We start from the raw sequence: 21,195 nt of genomic DNA, 5'->3' as shown, positions 1-21,195 counted from the left end.
AAAAGATTCTCACATCCTTTTGAGTGTCCATAATTTATAGAATGATTTTCACGCAAAATAAATGCGAGCCAGTTTGTGTCGTGTTGAAAGGTGTTGCCATGAATGAGAAAAAATCTCCAGCTCCGGATGAGCGCCTCGAATCCGACAGTTTTGGAAAACTCGCTGTTCCAGCAGATAAGTACTGGGGTGCGCAGACCGCACGTTCCTTGATAAACTTCCCTATTGGGGATGAGCACATGCCACTGCCTCTGGTGCATGCGCTCGGCATTGTGAAACTTGCGGCGGCAGGTGTTAATTTGGAAGAGGGATGGCTGGATGTCAGGCTGGCCGACGCCATCAAACAAGCTGCGGAGGAAGTTGCCTCCGGTGATTTTGATGGGGACTTCCCACTGGTCGTGTGGCAGACGGGTTCGGGCACCCAATCCAACATGAATGCCAATGAGGTGATCTCCAATCGGGCAATTGAGCTTTTAGGCGGAGAGATCGGCAGTAAAACGCCGGTCCACCCTAATGACCACGTCAACATGGGCCAATCGTCCAACGACACCTTTCCAACCGCCATGCACATTGCAGCAGTTCGGGAAATTCACGCCAGCCTATTACCAGCGCTGGATCATCTCACCGAAACCCTTGCCAAGAAATGTGATGAGTTTGCCGGTATCATCAAAATCGGGCGTACACACACGCAAGATGCTACCCCCCTGTCATTGTCTCAGGAATTTTCCGGTTATGTAGCGCAGCTGGAGCTGGGACGGGAGCGGGTAGAGCAGGGGCTGGTGGGGCTCTACCGTCTCGCTCAAGGAGGAACGGCAGTTGGAACCGGCCTCAACTCAACTCCGGCCTTTGCTGATAGATTTGCTGAGAAGGTGGCAGACATAACCGGCCTTCCCTTTATCAGTGCTGGTAACAAATTCGAGGCCCTTGCCTCCCATGATGCCTGTGTTTTTGCCCACGGTGCGCTGAATACGCTGGCGGTTTCCCTGATGAAGGTTGCCAATGATATCCGCTTTTTAGGCTCAGGCCCCCGTTCGGGCCTTGGAGAGCTGAGCCTGCCGGAAAACGAACCGGGGTCCTCTATCATGCCGGGCAAGGTGAACCCCACCCAATGCGAAGCCATGACTATGATTTGCGCGCAGGTGATGGGCAACCAGACCACTGTGTCCATCGCCGGAAGTAACGGGCATTTTGAGCTCAACGTGTTCAAGCCCGTTATTGCCTATAATTGTCTGCAGTCCATCCGGCTGCTCTCTGATGGCATGATGAGCTTTTCCGAGCGCTGCGTGGCGGGCATCAAAGCTAATGAGGGGCGTATCGAAGAGCTGCTTGAACGCTCCCTCATGCTGGTCACCGCCCTTGCCCCTAAAATCGGCTACGACAAAGCAACTGAAATCGCCAAAACCGCCCACAAAAACGGCACAACCCTACGAGAAGAAGCCCTACGCCTTGGCTATGTCACGGAAAAAGAGTTCGATGAAGTCGTGAGGCCAGATGAGATGATCGGGCCTAGGTAATACCAAACGGCATTATTGCACAGTTGTTGGTTTGTTTGGACCCCGGCTCATTGGCCGGGGTGATGGAGGAGTGTGAGATGGCGCCTGATAACCCCAGAGTCATACCGGACAAGCGAAGCGCCGATCCGGTATCCAGAGCATAAGCTATCGCCTGTGCTTTATGATTGTGAGAAGTAAAGCGGAGTGATTATCGAACCTGTTCCTCTATCTGCTTGATAATATCCAGCGTGCGTTCGCTAAAGTGGACCGGTGGATAGTAGAGTTCTTTATCAAACTCATGCTGCGCTATGATTTTTTCAAAACGCCCCCAGAAGTCACGCGTCATTGGCCCTAACCGTGATAACATGACGTGAATGTTGGCTGCGGGAAATGAGCCTATCCGCATCTGGTAGTCGCCTTTGCCGAAGTTTAGTTGGATGTTGCATTGAGGGAAAATCTTCGATTTTTTATTCCTCCCGCCCCCCGGAGAACGGTGAGCAATAGAACACTCTACGGTACCTATAACTTCACCGCCGCGCCAGATCCAAAATTCTTGGCTGGCTAGAACAGGCTCGATGCCATTGCGAAGGTCCGTATCCCAAGAACGTCTATCTTGATGAAGACAAAATGACCACGGATCGTTTGGTGAGAGGTACGATACTGTTAGAACATCCTCTCGTTGCAACTGTGCGTCAGCTTTTGACCACTTTGCTAACGCCTGTATTTCCGTTTCGGTACACCGCTTATGAAGAGTAAAGATGTTACTGATCCGTGTTGATGACCCCAAGAGATTTGCCAGAGTATTCGGAAGAAAACTGATGTCTGTCCTATACTTCTTATCATTGCGTGGAACTTTGGAAGGGCCATCAATATATTGAAACGTGCGCCTGTTACAGATGCGCCCCGGTATTGTTTCTGCGTAGTTTTCCCGACAATTGGGGATGAGTTTGTTTTGATCCCAAATAATCCGGAGACCGAGCTTTGAATCGCGATCACTTAAATCAACGGATTCCAGAATTTTTTTGTGTTGCGCTGGCGTTTGCGCCTGCACCAAGCCAGACGGAAGTGCTAGGCACAGTAAGGTGAGTGGAATAAGGTGTCTATATTTCCCGAAGAATGCTGTTTTCATTTTAACCGTGTAAGAGCAAGAGAGGCTTTGTTTGCAGTAGATACAGCTTCAAGCACAGCGCACCGAGATAACTCAGTGAAGTGTTTTTTGTTTAATTCAGAAATGATAGCCGTCTTTGGGAAATCGCGAAAGGTTGTTTTCGTTAAAAATACAATCTTAATGTGAGGACGGGGCCCCATTGAACCCCATCTATAACTCTTTGAAATGTAGTCTTAAGGCCACTTTACAACGGGAGGCATGGAGGAGAGGATCGAGGCAACGTTGCCGCCGGTCTTCAAGCCGAATATTGTGCCGCGATCATAGAGCAGGTTGTATTCCACATACCTGCCACGGCGGATAAGCTGTTCTTCCCGCTGTGCTTCGGACCAAGGCTTCAAGAAGTTTTTGCGCACCAAGTCGGGATAAATTTTGTCGAACGCCAGCCCAACATCCTTGGTGAAGGCCAGATCATCTTCCCAGCTGCCGGAGTTGTGATAATCATAAAATATACCGCCTGTGCCCCGTGATTCATTGCGGTGCTTCAGGAAGAAGTACTCATCGCACCAGTTTTTGTAGTGGTCGTAATCGGCTGCATCATGGGAGGCGCAAGCGTCTTTCATGGCGGCGTGGAATGCGACAGTGTCGGGGTCTTCTTGAGTGCGCCGTGCATCCAGTACGGGGGTGAGGTCAGCCCCGCCACCGAACCACTGACGGGTTGTCACCACCATGCGGGTGTTCATGTGTACAGCGGGTACATGGGGGTTTTGCGGGTGGGCGATGAGCGAGATACCGGAGGCCCAGAAGCGCGGGTCTTCATTGGCACCGGGAATTTGTCCGCGAAACTCGGGGGAGAATTCGCCGTGAACTGCGGAAACATGTACGCCCACTTTCTCAAAGACGCGGCCCTTCATCATGGACATGACACCGCCGCCGCCTTTTTCGCCGGAGTGGTCGGTACGCTCCCACGGCGTGCGCTCAAAACGACCTGCAGGCAGAGCCGATAAAGGACCGTTGGCGTCTCCAAGCTCGTCTTCCAGAGCCTCAAAACTTGCGCAAATCCGGTCCCGAAGTTTGGCAAACCAGTCCGTGGCAATCTGTTTTTTCTCTTCAATGCCCTCAGGAACAGGGCCGCCGCGCTCGCTCATTCTATCTACTTTCCCGCGTTGATCTTTGTGATGGTTCTAGGGAGTTTAACGGACTTCCTCAAGAGGTATCTGCCTTAAAAGGAACCCGTCTGACGAAGGGCTTCCCCTAAAACCATACCTGTAGAAACTGCAATGTTGAGGGAGCGCATGCCGTTCTTCATGGGGATGATAAGGCGGTGATCCGCGTAGTCGTGCACTTCTTGTGGTACGCCGGAACTTTCGCGCCCCATCAGCAGAATATCGCTCTTGCTATACTCAAACTCGGTGTAAACATGGGCGGCTTTGGTGGAGAGAAGCAGTAGACGGCGCTCTTCCTTTTGCTGCCAAGACTGAAAAACCTCCCAACTTTCATGGCGAACCAGCTTGGCACGCTCCACATAGTCCATGCCAGCACGCTTTAAACTATGGTCGGACAAGGGAAAGCCGGCAGGTTCAATTAAATGCACGCTTACATCCATGCAGGCTGCGAGGCGTAAGATGGTTCCCGTGTTCTGTGGAATATCGGGTTGGTAGAGAGCGATGTCAGGCATGGTTTCCTAAAATATATCTGTTTTGAGGTCTCATAGCACATTTCTGCACAGCCTGAGAGAACAGAGTTTCCAGAGTTACCGCAAATTTGTGTTGCATAAAAAGCACAGTGCAACCACTATTGGATTATGCGGTTTTTTGGGGCTAGTCACCTTATGGTGAACTACCTATAACGGGTCTCGTTGCAATGCAGCCACTGCAACACTAAGCGTCGGGAGTTCTTCACTTCTGGCATGGTTATAGGCATTAAACAGAGGGAGCATTCTATGAAAAATTCTGATGTAGTTTACACATCCGTTGTACTTCGCAATGGCTTCCGTTGGTGCCAGACCGGACCGACAGTTTAGCTTTATCTAGCTGTCTTCGGTTTCTAGCCGCAAAATTCAAACTCTAAATCACCTTTATATCTGGGCAGACTCTGTGCCTCGTTTGGCAAGGCACGTCTGAGCTACCCTCTGACTTATATTTCTGGGAGTTCCCCATGTCGTCCTTCGAAGTGTTGATGGCGCCAATGGCATCACGCGTGTGGTCACGTGCGTTTACAGTTAAGAACCGTGAGCCGCAGATCAAAGAGCAAGAAAAAGAAACCTTCCGCGAATTCGTAGTCCGCGCCGTAACATACCTAGCCATTGTTGCAATGATAACAGTCGCAGGGTTTGGTTGGGCATTCGTGTCATCGCTGGCTTCCATCGAAGAAGTGTATACAAGAACACAAACTATCTCCGGTTCGTCCTTTCGTGAAAGTCTATGGTATACGTTCATCGGTGCGATGGCAGTTGGCTTTGGTTTGGCTTCCTTGATCTGGTGCATTTTTTCAAACCCGCAGGAAGAGGAACCGGTTAACCGAAAAACCGATATCCGCTTTCGCTGATAACCAATGGTGAGTGGCTAAGCTGCTCACCTTTCATAGGTCATTGATATGTTTTCTTATTTTGAAAAGCTCGTCGATCCTTTTCATAGGGATGCTGTCACGGCTCCCCCAAAGACGTTCTGGGCGTTTCTTTGGTATTACTCCAAGCCCTTCGCACCTCTTTTGGCAGCAATTGTAGCGCTGGGAGCTGCCATTGCGATTTTGGAAATTTACCTCTTCACCTTCCTGGGTGATCTGGTTAACTGGCTATCCACCGAAAATCCTGAAACATTTTTTGCGGATAACTGGAAGTATCTGCTTTGGATGCTCGTTGTTGTTCTTGGGATTTTTCCGGCGGTAAGCATTGCTTGGGAAGTCGTTTTCCATCAAGGGGTTGTGGGGAACTTCCCCATGCTGGTTCGGTGGCGTTCTCACCGTTACCTTTTACGCCAATCCATGAACTTTTTCCAAAATGAGTTTGCCGGGCGTATAGCAACCAAATTGATGCAAACGTCCATAAGCGTGCGAGAGGTTGTGACACGGATAGTTGATATCTTTGTCTATGTCTCCGTGTACTTTATTGCCGCACTCATTGTAATGGCATCGGCGGACTGGAAACTGGCAATTCCTATGGTGTTGTGGTTTGCCGCTTATGTATGTGTGCTGTATTATTATGTTCCCAGATTGCGAGAAATTTCGAGGGTTCAGGCGGACAAGCGCTCGGACATGACTGGTAAGGTCGTCGATGCATATACCAACGTCACCACCATAAAACTTTTCTCCCATGCTGAGAGAGAGGAGAACTACGCCAAAAAGTCCATGCTTGGTTTCATGGATCCTGTTTACAAGCAGATGCGGCGGGTGACGGAGCTCAATATCTGGCTGACGGTGATCAACAAGCTCCTTCTGTTTGGTGTGGGGCTTACCTCCCTTTTGCTCTGGCAGCGCTCACTGGTGACAACCGGTGATATCGCTATCGCCGTTGCACTTGTATTCCGCTTGCAGGGGATGGCGCACTGGATCATGTGGGAAGTTTCCGGCCTTTTCGAGAATATCGGCACTGTGCAGGATGGCTTGAAAATGCTTTCCAAGGAAACAGAGGTGATAGACAGCCCCAATGCGACTGAATTGGAGGTGAGCAAGGCCTCTATTGATTTCCAGAATGTCCGCTTTCACTACGGTAAGGAAAGCGGTGTGCTGGAAAATCTGGTCCTTCACGTCAAAAGTGGAGAGAAGATCGGCATTGTTGGCCGCTCTGGCGCTGGTAAATCAACCTTGATGAACCTACTGCTTCGCTTCTATGACCTTGAAGGTGGCAAAATCCTGATTGATGGTCAGGATATTTCCATGGTCACGCAGGAGAGCCTTCGGGCCAAGATCGGACTTGTTTCCCAAGACACGTCGCTTCTTCATCGCAGTATTGAGGATAACATCCTTTATGGTTCGGAAGGGGCCACGCGTGAGCAGGTGCTTGAAGCAGCTCGAAGAGCCCATGCATTCGACTTTATTGAAGCCTTGGAAGATCAAGACGGCAGGCATGGCTTGGAGTCCATGGTTGGGGAACGTGGGGTGAAGCTATCAGGCGGGCAACGCCAACGCATTGCCATTGCACGCGTGCTTTTGAAAGATGCACCAATTCTTGTGCTTGACGAGGCAACTTCCGCATTGGATTCAGAAGTAGAGGCGGCCATTCAAGAGAGCCTTAGCGAGCTCATGGGAGGTAAAACCGTCATCGCCATTGCCCATCGCCTTTCCACAATTGCCGCCATGGACCGGCTGGTCGTTATGGATCAGGGCCAGATTGTAGAAATGGGCAGCCACAGGGAACTGCTACAGCAAAATGGCGTGTATGCGAGTCTTTGGGCACGACAATCCGGTGGTTTTTTGTCGCAGGACACAGTTGACGCCGCCCAGTAAGAATCAACCACAGGTGTCTCGCCTTTTCTATAAAAGGCGAGGCATTTACTCAGATTAAGAGAGAGACGTCGGGTTAACCGCGAAAAAAAACTCTTTTGAGTTGTGTCAATACCCCCAATTTTCGGTAATTCCCAAGTTACATGCGACAATAAGTCCACTTCGGCCTCTGGGTTCTAGACAACTGCGGCTAATGGTGGCAGATAACCTGCGACATAATGGGTGCGCATTCTGCGTACTATAATCTTAAATCATACTTTGCAGGACTTACCATTACCGTTTACAGTTAATGGTGTGTTGCAGAGGTGGGGTAGTAATCTGTTTCGAGAGGACGCGACCTTGGAACACACGGACACGGCCGAACCAACACGCCGCGATTTTTTATATATCGCAACGGGCGCAGTTGGTGCAGTGGGCGCAGCAGCTGCGGTATGGCCTTTTATCCATCAAATGAATCCGGATGCTTCGGCGCTGGCACTCGCTTCTATTGAAGTTGACGTTTCTGCTATTGAAGTTGGGCAATCAGTTACTGTGACTTGGCGCGGTAAACCGGTTTTCATCCGTCAGCGGACTGAAAAAGAAATTGCCGAAGCAAATGAAGTTGCAGTTGAGTCACTTCCAGACATCAACGCACGTAACTCCAACATTGCTGACAATGCCGAGGCAACTGACGTGAACCGCTCTGCGGACGGCAAAGAAGCCTGGCTCGTCATGGTTGGCGTCTGTACACACCTTGGCTGTGTGCCACTGGGTGAAGCCGGTGATTTTGGTGGCTGGTTCTGCCCATGTCATGGGTCTCACTATGACACAGCTGGGCGCATTCGTAAGGGGCCTGCTCCTGAGAACATGCTTATTCCGCCGTTTTCCTTCCTTGACGATGAAACAATTCGCATCGGTTAACGGTTAGAGTTCTGGAGGCAGCAATGGCTGGTCATACTCAATATGTGCCCGAAAGTGCACCTGCAAAGTGGCTTGAGCGCCGTTTGCCGGTTATTTCACTTATTCGCGGCAGCTTTGTAGATTTCCCTACCCCGAAAAACCTGAATTACTGGTGGACTTTCGGTGGTATTGCATTTTTCGTTCTGGTTGTTCAGCTGATCACGGGTATTGCGCTTGTGATGCACTACGCACCGAACGAAGCACTGGCGTTTGCGTCAGTTGAGCACATCATGCGTGATGTGAATTTTGGATGGTTGATCAGGTACATGCATGCGAACGGCGCATCCATGTTCTTTATTGCCGTATACATCCATATTTTCCGCGGTCTTTACTACGGTTCATATAAAGAGCCCCGTGAAATCGCATGGATTTTGGGCGTAATCATCTTCCTTCTGATGATGGCAACCGCGTTCATGGGCTATGTTCTTCCTTGGGGACAGATGTCCTTGTGGGGCGCAACGGTTATCACAAACCTGTTCTCGGCCATTCCGCTTGTAGGTGAGAGCATTACAACATGGCTGTGGGGTGGCTTCTCTGTTGGTAACCCAACTTTGAACCGTTTCTTCTCCTTGCATTACTTGCTGCCATTTGTGCTGGTGGGTGTGATCATTCTTCACATCTGGGCTTTCCATACAGTTGGAAACAACAACCCGGCAGGTATCGAGCCGAAGACGGAAAAAGACACAGTTCCATTCCATCCTTATTACACAATGAAGGATTTGCTGGCGATTGTGGTCTTCATGATCTTCTTCGCTTACTTCCTGTTCTACATGCCGAACTACATGGGGCACCCCGATAACTATATCGAGGCAAACCCAATGGTGACGCCTGCGCACATTGTGCCTGAATGGTACTTCCTGCCGTTCTACGCAATTCTGCGTGCTGTTACTTTTGATATCGGTCCAATCCCATCCAAGCTTGGCGGTGTGATTGCCATGTTCGGCGCGATTGCCATGCTGTTCATTCTGCCTTGGCTGGATACATCCAAGATCCGCTCAGCAACATTCCGTCCGCTTTACAGATTGTCTTTCTATCTGTTCGGCTTCACCTGTGTAATGTTGGGCTGGCTTGGTGCTATGCCTGCAGAGCAGCCATACGTGGGCCTGGCTCAGTTGTTCTCTGGTTTGTACTTCGCACACTTCCTGATCATTCTGCCAGCGCTCGGCTTCATCGAGAAGCCAAAAGCCCTGCCGAATTCCATCAACGACGCTGTGCTGGGTAAAACCGGTCACGGTTCTACGGCATAGGGTAGGGGAGACGTACAATGAAAAAATTCATCGCACAAAGCACCCGTGCTCTTGCAGTTGTTGCAGGTCTTGCAGTTGCAGCACCGGCCTTGGCGGCTGGTGATGGCCCTCATGTAGAGCGTCAGTCCTGGTCGTTTGGCGGCATCTTCGGTCAGTACGACAAATCGCAGCTTCAGCGTGGTTTCCAAGTGTATCAGGAAGTTTGTTCTTCCTGTCACAGCCTGAACTACGTGTCGTTCCGCAACCTTTCACAGGCAGGTGGCCCTGGCTTCTCCGAGGATGAAGTTAAGGCACTGGCAGCTGAATACATGGTTGAAGACGGTCCAGATCCTGAAGGGGATATGTTTGAGCGTGAGGGTAAACCTTTCGACCACTTCCCGGCACCATTTGCCAATGAGCAGGCTGCACGCGCTTCCAATGGTGGTGCCTATCCGCCTGATTTGTCTTTGATGGCCAAGGCACGTGCCGTGACACGCGGTTTCCCGCTGTTCGTGTTCGACATCTTTACGGTTTACGCTGAAAACGGTCCAGACTATCTCTATGGTCTCTTGACTGGCTATAAGGATGAAGCACCGCACGGTGAGGAAGTTCCTGAGGGTCAATACTATAACCCGAACTACATGTCCGGTCACTTCATCTCCATGGCTCCGCCTCTGTCCGACGAGCTTGTCGAATATGAAGATGGTACGCCAATGACTGTTGACCAGTACGCGCGTGATATCTCCGCGTTCTTGATGTGGACTGCTGAGCCTAAACTGGATCAGCGTAAGAGCCTTGGCCTTGGTGTCATGCTGTTCCTGATCCTGTTCGCTTCGCTGTTGTACTTCACCAAGCGCAAGATCTGGCGCGATGTAGAACACTAAGCATCAGCTTATTTTGCAATCTTAAAGGTCGCCGAAATTTCGGCGGCCTTTTTCTTTGTCATTTGTCTATTATTATGCATTGTAGATCCAGCAGTTAAACCGCATGACACTGGGAGATTATGGCATGAAATCGGTTCTTGGTATTGTTGGAGGGTCGGGCCTTTATAATCTGCCGTTTTTCAAAAATGGTCGTTGGGAAAGAATTGAAAGCCCTTGGGGCAAGGCCTCCGATGATCTTCTGATCGGTGAAGTTGATGGGCTTAAGGTTGTGTTCCTGCCGCGTCATGGCCGAGGTCACCTGCTCTCTCCCTCCCATATCAATTACAGAGCAAATATTGACGTGCTCAAACGGGCTGGTGTGACGGACCTTGTCTCCATCTCAGCTGTTGGTTCCTTGAAAGAGGAATATACACCGGGACATTTTGTCTTGGTGGATCAGTTTATCGACCGTACATATTCGAGGGAAAAAAGCTTCTTTGGGGAAGGTTGTGTGGCTCATGTATCTTTGGCGGACCCCGTCTCGCCAAAACTGCTGGAGATAGTTGGTGCGTGTTGCGTGGAGGAAAATCTGGACTATCACAGAGGCGGAACATATTTGGCAATGGAAGGCCCTCAGTTTTCAAGCAAGGCGGAAAGTCACCTTTATCGGCAGTGGGGGTGCGACGTTATCGGCATGACAAACATGCCCGAGGCCAAGCTCGCCCGTGAAGCGGAAATAAACTACTGCAGCATTGCTATGGTGACAGATTACGACAGCTGGCACTCTGACCACGGAAACGTGGATGTGCAGACAATCATCAAAGTGCTGCATGACAATGTGGAAAATGCCCAGAAACTGGTAGCTAGTCTGGTACAGAAATTTCCCCGCGAATATGTCCCTTGCCCGATCGGATCAGACTGCGCCTTGGAATATGCCATCATGACTGCGCGTGAAAACTGGGACAAAGAGCTTGTTGCGAAACTGGATGCAGTGGCTGGCCGTGTTCTTGATGTACAGAGCTAAGCACTGCCACAAAGGGCTTTGACGTGCTATTGCACCTTTAAGACGCATGGTCTAGTCAATTGCTCTCATGCAATAGTAGGTTCCTTCAGTTCCGTAAGTTCAAGGTAGAAACGTGTCTGATAATTCAATCTCCGATGAGTTAAAAAACTCGATCCGTACAATTCCAGACTACCCGAAGGAAGGCATTCTATTTCGTGATATCACGACCTTGCTTGGCGATGCGCGAAGCTTCCGCCGGGCAGTGGATGCTCTTGTTCAGCCATGGGCGGGTTCCAAGGTCGATCAGATTGCAGGAATAGAAGCGCGTGGATTTATTCTCGGCGGTGCGGTTGCTCACCAGCTTTCTACCGGCTTTTTACCCGTTCGCAAGAAAGGTAAGCTTCCCTTCAAGACCTTGGAAATGGATTATGACCTAGAGTATGGAAAGGATACCATCGAAATCCATGTTGATGCTATCAACTCGGGTGATAAGATTATATTGGTAGATGACTTGCTTGCAACTGGGGGGACAGCAGAAGCTGCAGTCAAACTGTTGCGCAGTGCCGGGGCCCAGATCGTGGCAGCCTGTTTTATTGTGGACCTGCCTGAACTGGATGGACGCAGCCGTCTGGAAGCGCTTGGTGTTCCTGTTCGTACACTTGTGGAGTTTGAAGGCCATTGAACGATAAAGCGAATAGAGAAGCTCCAGAGTTTTCTGAGGGCTTCCTAAAGGAATTTCACGAGCTGCTGGAATGGCGCCGGGATGTGCGCCACTTCAAAACCGATGCGTTGCGGGAAGGGGTTCTGGAGCGCTTGTTAGCCTTAACCGATCTGTCGCCTTCCGTTGGAAACAGCCAGCCGTGGCGATTTATTTTAATTGAAGATCCTGAGTTGCGCGGTGCGGCCTATGATAACTTCCAAGGTGCCAATGAGCAGGCTCTCAAAGGCTATAATGGGCAAAGAGCCGCTCTTTATGCGCAATTGAAGTTGTCGGGTATGCAAGATGCACCTGTACACCTTGCCGTATTTTGTGATGAAGATCCCGAGCAGGGCAGAGGTCTTGGGCGGCAAACCATGCCGGAAACACTGCGGTATTCAGTGGTATCTGCGATCAATACACTATGGTTGGGCGCGCGCGCAGAAGGCGTTGGTCTGGGCTGGGTCTCTATTTTGGAGCCGGAGGAGCTGAAGGACGTGCTGAAGGCGCCAGATCACTGGTCCTTTGTGGCCTACCTTTGCATGGGATACCCGCAGGAAGAAAGATCTGTTCCTGAATTACAGACACGCGGTTGGCAAAGTCGCACACCGTGGCAAACCCGTGTGTACAAAAATAAATTTTCAGAAGACCTATAAAATGAGGGGGAGATAATATGGGAGTTATCGTCAGACCAACCACCAATGAAGACCACCAGCTGCTGTCTGATCTTCTTGTGCGCCGTTGGACCAGTCCGCAAATCCTCATTGATGGCGATCTCATTGATGCATCGCGCCTGCCCGGTTTCCTTGCTATGGACAAGGGAGAGTTGGCTGGTGCGGTGACGGTTATTAAACGGGAACGGGAATGGGAAATATTGACACTGGACTCGTTACATCGGTGGGGTGGTATTGGCACTTCCCTGTTGGATGCAGTCGTGAAAGAGGCATTGGAATATCAAATTCCCCGCCTTCTGGTGCGCACTTCCAACGACAATCTAGATGCCTTCCGCTTCTACCAACGCCGCCGCTTTCGTTTGGAAAAGGTGGTTCCTGATGTCATTGACGAAGAACGAAAACTCAAACCCGAAATCCCACTTTCCGGCCTCTACGGCATTCCTTTGCATGACGAAGTAATCTTTTCCCGCGATTTGAGGGAAGGGGAATAAGCTCGGCCAAGGTTTGATTAGGTCAGAGCTTTTATTCCCAATAATGTTATTGAGCGGATATGCCTTAGGTTTCTGGATTTGCCCCCATCAGGAGATGCTTTTCAAAGTATTTCCTTATGGGGCAACCGCTTTAAAAGCGTATTTTCGTAAAGTGAACACCGGTTTTAGGCCAAATTATACTCGCACCGTGAGACAAAGCGGTGTTCAGGAGCGTATCCACTTCCAATCCTCGTTCTTTATCCATCCAAACAAACCGAGATCAGCTCACAAGGCTATGCTGCGTTCTTTTTGGGTTCTTTGATATTGAACTGTGATACTTGACCATCTATTGCTGCTTGCAAAAATGCTTCCCACTGCGAAATCATACCCTCGCGATTATAAGGAAGTATTTTTTGCAAAGACTTTTTACCAAGTCTCACGCGAAGATCATCATCGCTCATAAGTGTGGCAAGTTCTTTTGCCAAGCTTTCGCTATTACTTGGAGACACTGTTATACCCGTGCCACCTTCTGTCATGAAGGCAAGGGACTGGCAGTCACTCATCGAAATGCATGGCAGGCCAGAAGACATTGCCTCTCCGATAGCATTACTGAAGCCTTCAAATGTGGAAGGGAGACAGAATATCTGAGCGTCTTTGCAAACGCCTGCAACATCCTTGGTGGTTCCGGCTAGTTTAACTCTGTCCTCCAACCCTCTTTCTGCTATCAGAGCCGCGAGTTCAGACTTAAGGACACCTTCACCAATGAGAGTGACAGTCCACTCTGGAAACTTATCGCAAACCTTGCTGAAAGCATCGACGAGTAAGGCTGGACGTTTTCCTTCGACGAGGCGGCCGATAAACAGGATGTTCTTTGGGCGAGATAAGAGAGGTATATCGCGAACTTTATCAAACCGTTCATGGGCAATAAAATTGGGGATCAAAACAGTTTTGTGTAAGACTGTTTCAGGGAGGTTGTCCTTGAAAAAAGGCATAAGGACAGTAATACCAGCAAAGCTGGAAAGACATTGCAGTTCGTAAATTTCTTTTGTGCGCTTATAGTCAGCTGTTGCTTTGAGATTGTAGTCCAAAACCGGGTCTGACCTTAGAGCCAATATACTTGGAATGTTAGCTCGCTTAGATGCGGTAGCCACAACGGCCCCGGAACCGTGCAAAAAGTTAATAATCACATCTGGCTTCGATTTATTTAGAACGTCAGCCAGAGGTTCAACCTCTGATTTATTTTTATGTTTCCAGTATGAGTGCAGAATAAGAGGAAACTTTAATTGGATTTTTCGTGTAAAAATTTTCCAATAATTCGTCCGTGACTTTTTCTTTCTTTTCTTTTTTACAGGACTTTGTTGTGCTGTCGCTTCAGGAAGTTTTGGGCAAGGATGCAGATTGATGATTTTCAAGTTTTTTGAATAGGGGTAAAATGGCTCCCCTATTAATGGGTCATAAGTGTATAGTGACACCTCATGCCCCCGGTCCTCAAGTGTACTGGAAATTGAAAGTACTGCACGTTCAGCGCCACCAGTCATATTGACAAGGCGCCTCATGTAAAACGCTATTTTCATTTTATCTCTTGAATAAGTTAGCAGCATGCGCCGATAGCTTACGGCGTATTGAGTTGGTGGCTTTAATAGAACAGCGATCTACAGAATACAAGTTACTTTCTACCTTGGTAGAGGTGTCGAAATCTAGCATTTTCCCAAAAGTTAAGTTGTCTTTTGTTCTATAGTAACCTGCTTTGGGCCAGAAGGTTAGTTCACCAAATTTGGGAATATTATCAATATTGTATAGGTCTACTCGAGCATACTTAAACTCCAAGCTAAGTTTCTCCGCAATTTCTATCAGTTGATTCCAGTTCGGCGGTAATACTGTATCTGGATTCCCTCTGCCCATCTCGTGATCTAAATGAAGTTCGATTGGGGCGCCAAGCGCATTGAAGTTGACTTCTTTTGGTAAACCTGACTGTCGATCACTGATCACCTGAACCCATTTGACCTTACCATTGCTACAATGGAACTTATAATCAACGATAGGGCCGTTCATGAGTTCTTCTGCATAGACAAGGGGTTGAATATGCTGATACCCGTACTCAGACTTTTCAGTGCCATAAACCTTAGCAAGACGTTTGCGTAACTGCTTACTTAGTTTTTTGCGGTCAGTTTCGGGTGTTACAAGAAATGTGGAGCCGCTATCATGATTGGCTTTAAGGAAAAACCTTTCTGGTAAATCCGCTTCGAATATGAGGCGAGGATCATCTGCCACTTTATAGATATCTAATAGTACATCACTTCCAACCCGGCGGGCCACATATTGCCGCGAAAGTAGTTTGTCACAAAATACAACGTGCTCGGGGCGTTGATCATGTATCTTAAGCCATTGAATTTTTTCATTATAGCTTTCGGGGAATTCTAAATTCGGGTAGTGTCCAAATTTGTCAAAAAAATGCTGAGATACTACTCGAAATAACTCATCTTTACTAATCGTTGCTGTTTGGTATTTCTTGATTTTTTTCAACATATTCGTGTCCAGATCCGAAGTGATAAGGCTACTTCCTAGCCCATCTCATAAACTTCTTTAACGCAGATTGTTTCTTTCGTGGTTTGGAGAGCTCCACTAATGGCACATCTTCAAATTGGGGCAAAGCCTTTTCAAAGCCTGAGCCTTTCACATATTCAAACCATCTTTCCGCTTTTGCGTGAGCTGCACCGTCCCACGGTTTAATACGGTAGGAGTAATGTAGAATAGAGGGAGTTTGAGTTGCTTGTGTCAGCTCTTTTGCAGTGAAGCTATTTAGTTTTCCGGCATTTTGCTCAATCCACCCATCTTCAAATACAGATCCGTGAACATTCCACTCATATGGGATATAGCCAATGCACTTGTAGAAACAGCTATTGAGAATTTGCTGATCACCCAAGAAGATCTTCTTGGCGTTCTTCTCAATGTATTTGTGGCAGGTGGCGTCAAAGTCGATTTCCCTCATTTTAACGAGGTCGATGAGTAGAACGCCCGCATTTACGTTTCTGGCTTTTGAGGGAATGCCAAACTTCTTGGCGTAGCGTTTGCTGATTGTGTCTTGTGCGCCCTTGAAGAGAAGGTCGTCCATGGGGGTATCATAGAGTTTTGAGATACAGTCCAAGACAAGAAGATCACTGTCCAGATAAAGAACTTTTTTGCAGCAGGACGGCAGGAGGTTATGCATATTTAGACGATAGTAGGTTGCTTCAGAAATGCCACTGGTTGTTTTGATATCTTTGTAAGGGCCAGCATTGGCCACTATGAATTCTATTTTGAACGGAAACACACTTTGCATGCATTCAAAGGCCTGCAGCGTTTCAAGTGCAGGTTCGCGATCGGCAAGAATATAGATATTTAGGGCGGCATTACCTTCGTAATTTTGTAGAAGAGAATTAAGCGTAACAGCCGTATACTTCAGATAGTTCTGATCCGCTGCAAAGACAATATTAATAGGCATAAACTTACTCATGAACGTAAAAACTGTAATATTAAGAAGGGTTAGCAGCCGTAGTGGGCGGGTTCTTCGTTAAGAATCCTTCAAAATCTATTGCTTGTGGCGCGGTACCGCTTCCCTGCCTTAAGGCATAGCGTGCATATTGCTGCACAAAGCAGGCATACACGTCTTCTGGTGAAAGCCTGTTGGTTCTACGTGAAACAGGAGCTGCAATGTCGCTCGTAAACCCCCAATGACTATAGAATGAAACACCCACCGTATAAACTTGGCACCCCAGCAAGGCAGCTTCTAACCCGCCGCCGGATGTATTGACCATAACTGTTTTAAATACCGAGCAAAGTTGGGTGAATGATAGCGAAGGGTCCACCAGAACCATATCCAGTTGCTCGATAATCCTTCGTGTTTCTTCCTCGTTCTTTTCAAAGGGATGGGCTTTGAAATAGATAGGTCGCTCAGGGAAGGTGCGCCGTGCAATCTGAGCGAGTTCAAAGTTGGTTTGTGCTGCCGCTGTGGTCTCTATGGTGGAAGCGTCGCCGCTCACCTGTCCGGCAACGAGTACTGCCTCTTGAGGTGGTGTAAAGGTAACTGCGCCAGCAAATTGCGGGTACTTTTGAAAGCTGGAGTTTTGCAAACTGTCAATAAACTGGGAGAGGGCGGCGTCTTCTCGCCAAAAGCCTGACTGAACAGTGTTGAGCTTTCGTTCAAGATCGGTTGCAAGCCGTCCATCAAAATAGATCCCATTGTTATCCAGAATATAGCTAAAGGAATTGGCGTTTTTATCTTGTGCGCTCTTACCCCATATACTTGTCTCGATGCGGTATAATTGGGGTAGGGAAGACAGGCTCAGCCCCCAGCTGCGGTCGGCATAGCCTTTAATATAGACCGGGATTCCCGCGCGGTTCGCTTTTAAAAGTACTTTTGATAACAGATCTGCGGCAAAAGAGGGGAGGCGAACAACCTTCTTTTTAACTTTGTGAATTCTCCCACCAAAAATAGCTATGCCTTCTGGATGCTCCGCATACAAAATATCTTTTTCGTTTTTCGAGACAGACAAGGCAATGGCTGATTGACGCCCTATCGCTTTGCACAGGCGAGCTAGCAAGAGTGAAACGAAAAGCGAAATGATATCTATATAGACGCGAAGTTTTTTAAGCATAACGTTGCCGCTTATCTCGTCTTCTCACTTTGATGATGTTCAATCATCTTCAAAATACGGATGAAGCGGGAAAAAGACTGGGTAGAGGCAAAGGCAAAGCCTTTCCAGCCCCCAAAAATAAAGCGGCGTACAAAAAGGTACTTAAGCATTTCAAGAGGGTATTCGGTCACCAGACGTAGATAGAGTAGCCACACAGGTTTTTCTTTCTGAGTGTTTGCTGCCAGCTCCGACGTATAGTTCATTTTCGCCAGAGTGTGGCCCCAATCTCTAAAAGAGAAGTGGTGCTGACGCCCGTTCAAAGTTCCCATTTCATAGCCCTTGTCCAGTTCCATACGGTCATAGGAGGGTTGAAGCTGAATACGGGCATGGCGCAAGTCGTAAAAACGCGGGACTTTTCTATAATCCGCAAGGGGTCGTGGTTTTTTGTCACCGGGCAAAACCATGGTGTTGAGTACATTATAGCATTTGAAAGGGGGTTCCCCTTCGTTAAAAAGCTCAAGGATTTCCTTTTTCAGGGCAGGGGAGACCACCTCATCGGCATCAATATAGAAAACCCAGTTGTTAGCGCATTGTTTTTCGCCAAAACTGCGCTGCGGACCAAACCCTTCCCAAGGGTTATAGATAACCCTTGCGCCGTAGCTTTCTGCAATCTCAACTGTGTTGTCGGTGGAACCGGAATCTATGACGATAATCTCGCTGCCAAGGCCCACTATGCTTTCAAGGGTACGGCCCAGACGGTCCGCCTCATTATATGTTCTTAAAAGCACAGAAATCGGTGCAGGAATCCCTGTCATATTAATCAGCTCTTTTTCTTGCTAGGTGAGTCTTGTATATACCCCGAGTTGGTACGGGTGCAATCTCTTAGGGTGTTTTGCCCGTGGAACAAATACATTCAGTTTTTGCCCTCTAACGGGTGTTAAAGGCAGGAATAAGGAAGGCGACAGAACATTGGCAGATCAAGACATTGCAATGTGCATCACCAGCTGCGGACGGCTGGACCTTTTGGCGCCCACTCTAGACAGTTTCCTGCCTGATCATGCTTCGCATTTTTCCCAAATGCTGGTGATTGATGATGCCAACACAGTCGAGATTCGCGACTGGTTGAGCCAGACCTACCCCAAGGTTGAAACCATTTTAAATGAAGCTCAGCTGGGGCAGATGAAGTCCATCGATAAGATGTACTCCAAGGTTGAAGCTCCCCTTATCTTTCATGGTGAAGATGACTGGCTTTTTGAAAAAGGCAGCACAGTTGAAAGCTGTTTGAAGGTGATGGAAGCGGAGCCGAAGGTAAGTGTGGTTTGTGTTCGCAAAATTTCCGATCTACAAAAACGCTTTCAGGACAACTGCATCCGCAAGGAAATTGACGGAGTTCGCTATGCTTTGATGCCGCTGGATATTCACCCGGAATGGCTCAGCTTTTCCTTTAACCCTGGCATGACTCGTAAAAGCCTATGGGAGCAATATGGCCCCTATGCCCAATATGATACGGAAGAACGCATCAGCATTGTTATGAAACGCGACGGCTGGATGGTTGCTTTTCTTGATCCCGGTTCCTGCCACCACATCGGCGGCGGACAGCATGTTCACGACCCGTTCCAACCCAAAAGAGCCAGCACTTTTCCCGAGCGTATGAAACGTTCCTTTATGAAGCGCTGGCGACGTTTGCAACGCAAAATGGGACAGGACATCTAAGGAAAATTCACCCGAGAGTTCCTTGAGCTGCGGAGCGTTTTCTCCCAGCTCGTTGGGGTATGCTTGGCTAGGGATAATCGCCAGAGCAGGCCCATGAAATATTTTTAAAGGAATCCTTGCGCTTTTGAGTGGCAAAAGCGATGCTTACCAGCTCGGAGCTTGGTGAAAGCAACCGTACCTTTCTGGGTAAGTAAAGGTGCTTTTGCTTTGCGGATTTGGGAGAATCTCTCCGTGTCGGTGGTGTGCCAATGACTGTCTCATACAGGAATGGGTAGGCTTTTGCGAATAGCGGGGAGGTTTCATGTCAATTGGTTATGGCTCGCGGGCTTTACCTTTCGGAACATTTGACTATGTCATCGTCGGGGCAGGCTCTGCCGGGTGTGTTCTTGCCAATCGTTTGAGTGAAAATCCAAGAAACAAAGTGCTCCTGCTGGAGGCAGGGGGCAGCGATCATTATCACTGGATACATATTCCCATTGGCTATCTGTACTGTATCGGCAATCCAAGAACAGACTGGTGCTTTGAAACGGAAAAAGAGAAAGGCCTGAACGGGCGAAAGCTGATTTATCCTCGTGGTAAAGTGCTGGGGGGCTGCTCTTCCATCAATGGCATGATCTATATGCGCGGACAAGCAGCCGATTATGACCTGTGGCACCAACTTGGAAATCGGGGTTGGGGCTGGGATGATGTTCTGCCCTTCTATATAAAATCTGAGGATCATGCCTTTCGCAGTGGTGCCTTTCATGGGCAGGGAGGGGAAGTTCGGGTTGAGAAGCAACGCCTTCACTGGGATATCTTAGAGGCTGTTCAAGATGCTGCTGAAGAGGTTGGAATTCCTCGCAGGGACGACTTCAACGATGGCGACAACGAGGGCGCTGGATATTTCGAGGTAAACCAGAAGCACGGGCTCCGGTGGAGTGCAGCGCGGGGGTATCTCAAACCGATCAAAAATCGCCGAAACCTGACGATTATGACGGGGGCACAGGTTGAGAGGCTTCTGCTCGACGGTCGCCGGGTGCGCGGCCTCACGTTTTCCCATCACCAGAAACTGCATGAAGTAACCGCAGGACAGGAGGTTATCTTGTCTACGGGCTCTATCGGGACTCCGCAAATCCTGCAAGTCTCCGGTATTGGGCCCGTAAGCACTCTTAAAAGCCACGGGATCGAGATCAACCATGCTTTGGAAGGTGTTGGGAAAAATTTACAGGACCACTTGCAATTGCGCACCATTTTTAAGGTGGAAGGGGCGCAGACGCTCAATGAGCTCAATGCCAGCCTTTGGGGCAAGTTACGCATTGGTTTAGAGTATGCCTTGCGTCGTTCCGGTCCTTTATCCATGGCGCCAAGCCAGTTTGGAATCTTTACCCGCTCCCACGAGTATTACGCCACACCCAACTTGGAATATCATGTGCAGCCGCTTTCACTGGACCATTTTGGGGCACCTTTGCATAAATTCCCAGCCATTACAGTGTCGGTATGTAATTTGCGTCCCCAAAGCCGAGGAAGTGTCTTGGTTACATCCCCAAGCCTTCGCGATAAGCCGAAAATTCAACCCAACTACCTCTCGGCAAAAGAAGATCAGGAGGTGGCTATTACGGCCATCCGCCACGCGCGAAAGTTAATGGCAACGAATACCATGGCAAAGTACAATCCCCGTGAGATCATGCCGGGGCTTGCCTTTGAAACAGATGAGGAGCTGATACAAGCTGCAGGTGATGTTGGCACAACAATCTTTCATCCGGTGGGAACCGCTAAAATGGGTAATGATGATATGGCCGTCGTGGATGATACCTTGAAAGTGCACGGGCTTGCTGGCCTCCGCATCGCGGACGCCTCTATCATGCCCACTTTAACTTCAGGAAATACCCATGCCCCAACCGTGATGATAGCTGAGAAAGCAAGTGCCATGATTTTGGAGGGAACCTGAATATGAAGGAGAACAGCCAAGCACCGCAGCACAAA

Annotated in this window: 20 protein-coding genes; 12 read left to right on the top strand and 8 right to left on the bottom strand. The window is 48.9% G+C overall.

Going from position 1 to position 21,195, the window contains the following annotated elements; translation table 11 throughout:
• The first annotated feature begins 98 nt into the window (after positions 1-98).
• On the top strand, positions 99-1,511 hold the full coding sequence (gene fumC, locus P6574_RS16390) for a class II fumarate hydratase (protein ID WP_310621330.1): 1,413 nt from the start codon (positions 99-101) through the stop codon (positions 1,509-1,511).
• A 187-nt stretch (positions 1,512-1,698) separates the two neighbouring features.
• Here fumC and P6574_RS16385 read toward each other — a convergent pair whose 3' ends face one another.
• The 3 genes from P6574_RS16385 to P6574_RS16375 form a co-directional block, all read right to left on the bottom strand.
• Complete coding sequence (locus P6574_RS16385) at positions 1,699-2,619, bottom strand: hypothetical protein (protein ID WP_310621329.1); 921 nt, start codon at positions 2,617-2,619, stop codon at positions 1,699-1,701.
• Positions 2,620-2,831: 212 nt separating this feature from the next.
• Complete coding sequence (hemF, locus tag P6574_RS16380; protein ID WP_310621328.1) at positions 2,832-3,743, bottom strand: oxygen-dependent coproporphyrinogen oxidase; 912 nt, start codon at positions 3,741-3,743, stop codon at positions 2,832-2,834.
• A gap of 74 nt (positions 3,744-3,817) precedes the next feature.
• Positions 3,818-4,273 (bottom strand): tRNA (cytidine(34)-2'-O)-methyltransferase, encoded by a 456-nt coding sequence (locus tag P6574_RS16375; RefSeq protein ID WP_310621327.1) that lies wholly within the window; start codon positions 4,271-4,273, stop codon positions 3,818-3,820.
• Positions 4,274-4,752: 479 nt separating this feature from the next.
• On the opposite strand from P6574_RS16375, the gene P6574_RS16370 reads away from it, so the two are divergent.
• The 9 genes from P6574_RS16370 (at position 4,753) to P6574_RS16330 (ending at position 12,928) form a co-directional block, all read left to right on the top strand.
• Positions 4,753-5,142 carry a hypothetical protein gene (locus P6574_RS16370; protein ID WP_310621326.1) on the top strand — a complete coding sequence of 130 codons (390 nt, stop codon included), beginning with the start codon at positions 4,753-4,755 and terminating at the stop codon, positions 5,140-5,142.
• A 48-nt stretch (positions 5,143-5,190) separates the two neighbouring features.
• The gene (locus P6574_RS16365) at positions 5,191-7,038 is read left to right on the top strand and encodes an ABC transporter ATP-binding protein (protein WP_310621325.1); all 1,848 of its coding nucleotides are present in this window, start codon (positions 5,191-5,193) and stop codon (positions 7,036-7,038) included.
• Positions 7,039-7,374: 336 nt separating this feature from the next.
• A complete protein-coding gene (gene petA / locus P6574_RS16360; RefSeq protein WP_310621324.1) occupies positions 7,375-7,935 on the top strand; it encodes a ubiquinol-cytochrome c reductase iron-sulfur subunit in 561 nt (186 codons plus the stop codon).
• Between the two features lie 23 nt (positions 7,936-7,958).
• A complete protein-coding gene (locus P6574_RS16355) occupies positions 7,959-9,221 on the top strand; it encodes a cytochrome b (protein ID WP_310621323.1) in 1,263 nt (420 codons plus the stop codon).
• 17 nt (positions 9,222-9,238) lie between these two features.
• Complete coding sequence (locus tag P6574_RS16350; RefSeq protein ID WP_310621322.1) at positions 9,239-10,084, top strand: cytochrome c1; 846 nt, start codon at positions 9,239-9,241, stop codon at positions 10,082-10,084.
• Between the two features lie 124 nt (positions 10,085-10,208).
• Positions 10,209-11,087 carry an S-methyl-5'-thioadenosine phosphorylase gene (locus tag P6574_RS16345; protein WP_310621321.1) on the top strand — a complete coding sequence of 293 codons (879 nt, stop codon included), beginning with the start codon at positions 10,209-10,211 and terminating at the stop codon, positions 11,085-11,087.
• A 127-nt stretch (positions 11,088-11,214) separates the two neighbouring features.
• Entirely contained in the window at positions 11,215-11,748 is a 534-nt protein-coding gene (locus P6574_RS16340) for an adenine phosphoribosyltransferase (RefSeq protein WP_405048156.1), read from the top strand.
• Entirely contained in the window at positions 11,745-12,419 is a 675-nt protein-coding gene (gene bluB / locus P6574_RS16335) for a 5,6-dimethylbenzimidazole synthase (protein ID WP_310621319.1), read from the top strand. Before P6574_RS16340 ends, bluB begins: the two co-directional genes overlap by 4 nt.
• 17 nt (positions 12,420-12,436) lie before the next feature.
• Entirely contained in the window at positions 12,437-12,928 is a 492-nt protein-coding gene (locus P6574_RS16330; RefSeq protein WP_310621318.1) for a GNAT family N-acetyltransferase, read from the top strand.
• 272 nt (positions 12,929-13,200) lie between these two features.
• Here the strand turns inward: P6574_RS16330 and P6574_RS16325 are convergent, their stop codons facing one another.
• From P6574_RS16325 to P6574_RS16305, 5 genes are read right to left on the bottom strand one after another with little or no spacing between them, the layout of a single operon-like run.
• A complete protein-coding gene (locus P6574_RS16325; RefSeq protein ID WP_310622181.1) occupies positions 13,201-14,445 on the bottom strand; it encodes a glycosyltransferase in 1,245 nt (414 codons plus the stop codon).
• A gap of 37 nt (positions 14,446-14,482) precedes the next feature.
• Complete coding sequence (locus P6574_RS16320; protein WP_310621317.1) at positions 14,483-15,433, bottom strand: ATP-grasp fold amidoligase family protein; 951 nt, start codon at positions 15,431-15,433, stop codon at positions 14,483-14,485.
• Between the two features lie 28 nt (positions 15,434-15,461).
• The gene (locus P6574_RS16315; protein ID WP_310621316.1) at positions 15,462-16,388 is read right to left on the bottom strand and encodes a glycosyltransferase family 8 protein; all 927 of its coding nucleotides are present in this window, start codon (positions 16,386-16,388) and stop codon (positions 15,462-15,464) included.
• A gap of 31 nt (positions 16,389-16,419) precedes the next feature.
• Positions 16,420-17,541 carry a capsular polysaccharide export protein, LipB/KpsS family gene (locus P6574_RS16310; protein ID WP_310621315.1) on the bottom strand — a complete coding sequence of 374 codons (1,122 nt, stop codon included), beginning with the start codon at positions 17,539-17,541 and terminating at the stop codon, positions 16,420-16,422.
• Between the two features lie 11 nt (positions 17,542-17,552).
• Positions 17,553-18,335, bottom strand: a complete 783-nt coding sequence (locus P6574_RS16305; protein WP_310621314.1) for a glycosyltransferase family 2 protein — start codon at positions 18,333-18,335, stop codon at positions 17,553-17,555.
• A 154-nt stretch (positions 18,336-18,489) separates the two neighbouring features.
• On the opposite strand from P6574_RS16305, the gene P6574_RS16300 reads away from it, so the two are divergent.
• Positions 18,490-19,233: a glycosyltransferase gene (locus P6574_RS16300; protein WP_310621313.1), complete on the top strand. Its 744-nt coding sequence runs from the start codon at positions 18,490-18,492 to the stop codon at positions 19,231-19,233.
• A 301-nt stretch (positions 19,234-19,534) separates the two neighbouring features.
• The gene (locus P6574_RS16295) at positions 19,535-21,160 is read left to right on the top strand and encodes a GMC family oxidoreductase (RefSeq protein ID WP_310621312.1); all 1,626 of its coding nucleotides are present in this window, start codon (positions 19,535-19,537) and stop codon (positions 21,158-21,160) included.
• The last annotated feature ends 35 nt before the right edge of the window (positions 21,161-21,195 follow it).

Origin of the sequence: Pseudovibrio sp. M1P-2-3 (assembly GCF_031501865.1) — a bacterium.
Lineage (GTDB): Bacteria > Pseudomonadota > Alphaproteobacteria > Rhizobiales > Stappiaceae > Pseudovibrio > Pseudovibrio corallicola.
This window is presented reverse-complemented; position numbering and strand designations above follow the sequence as displayed.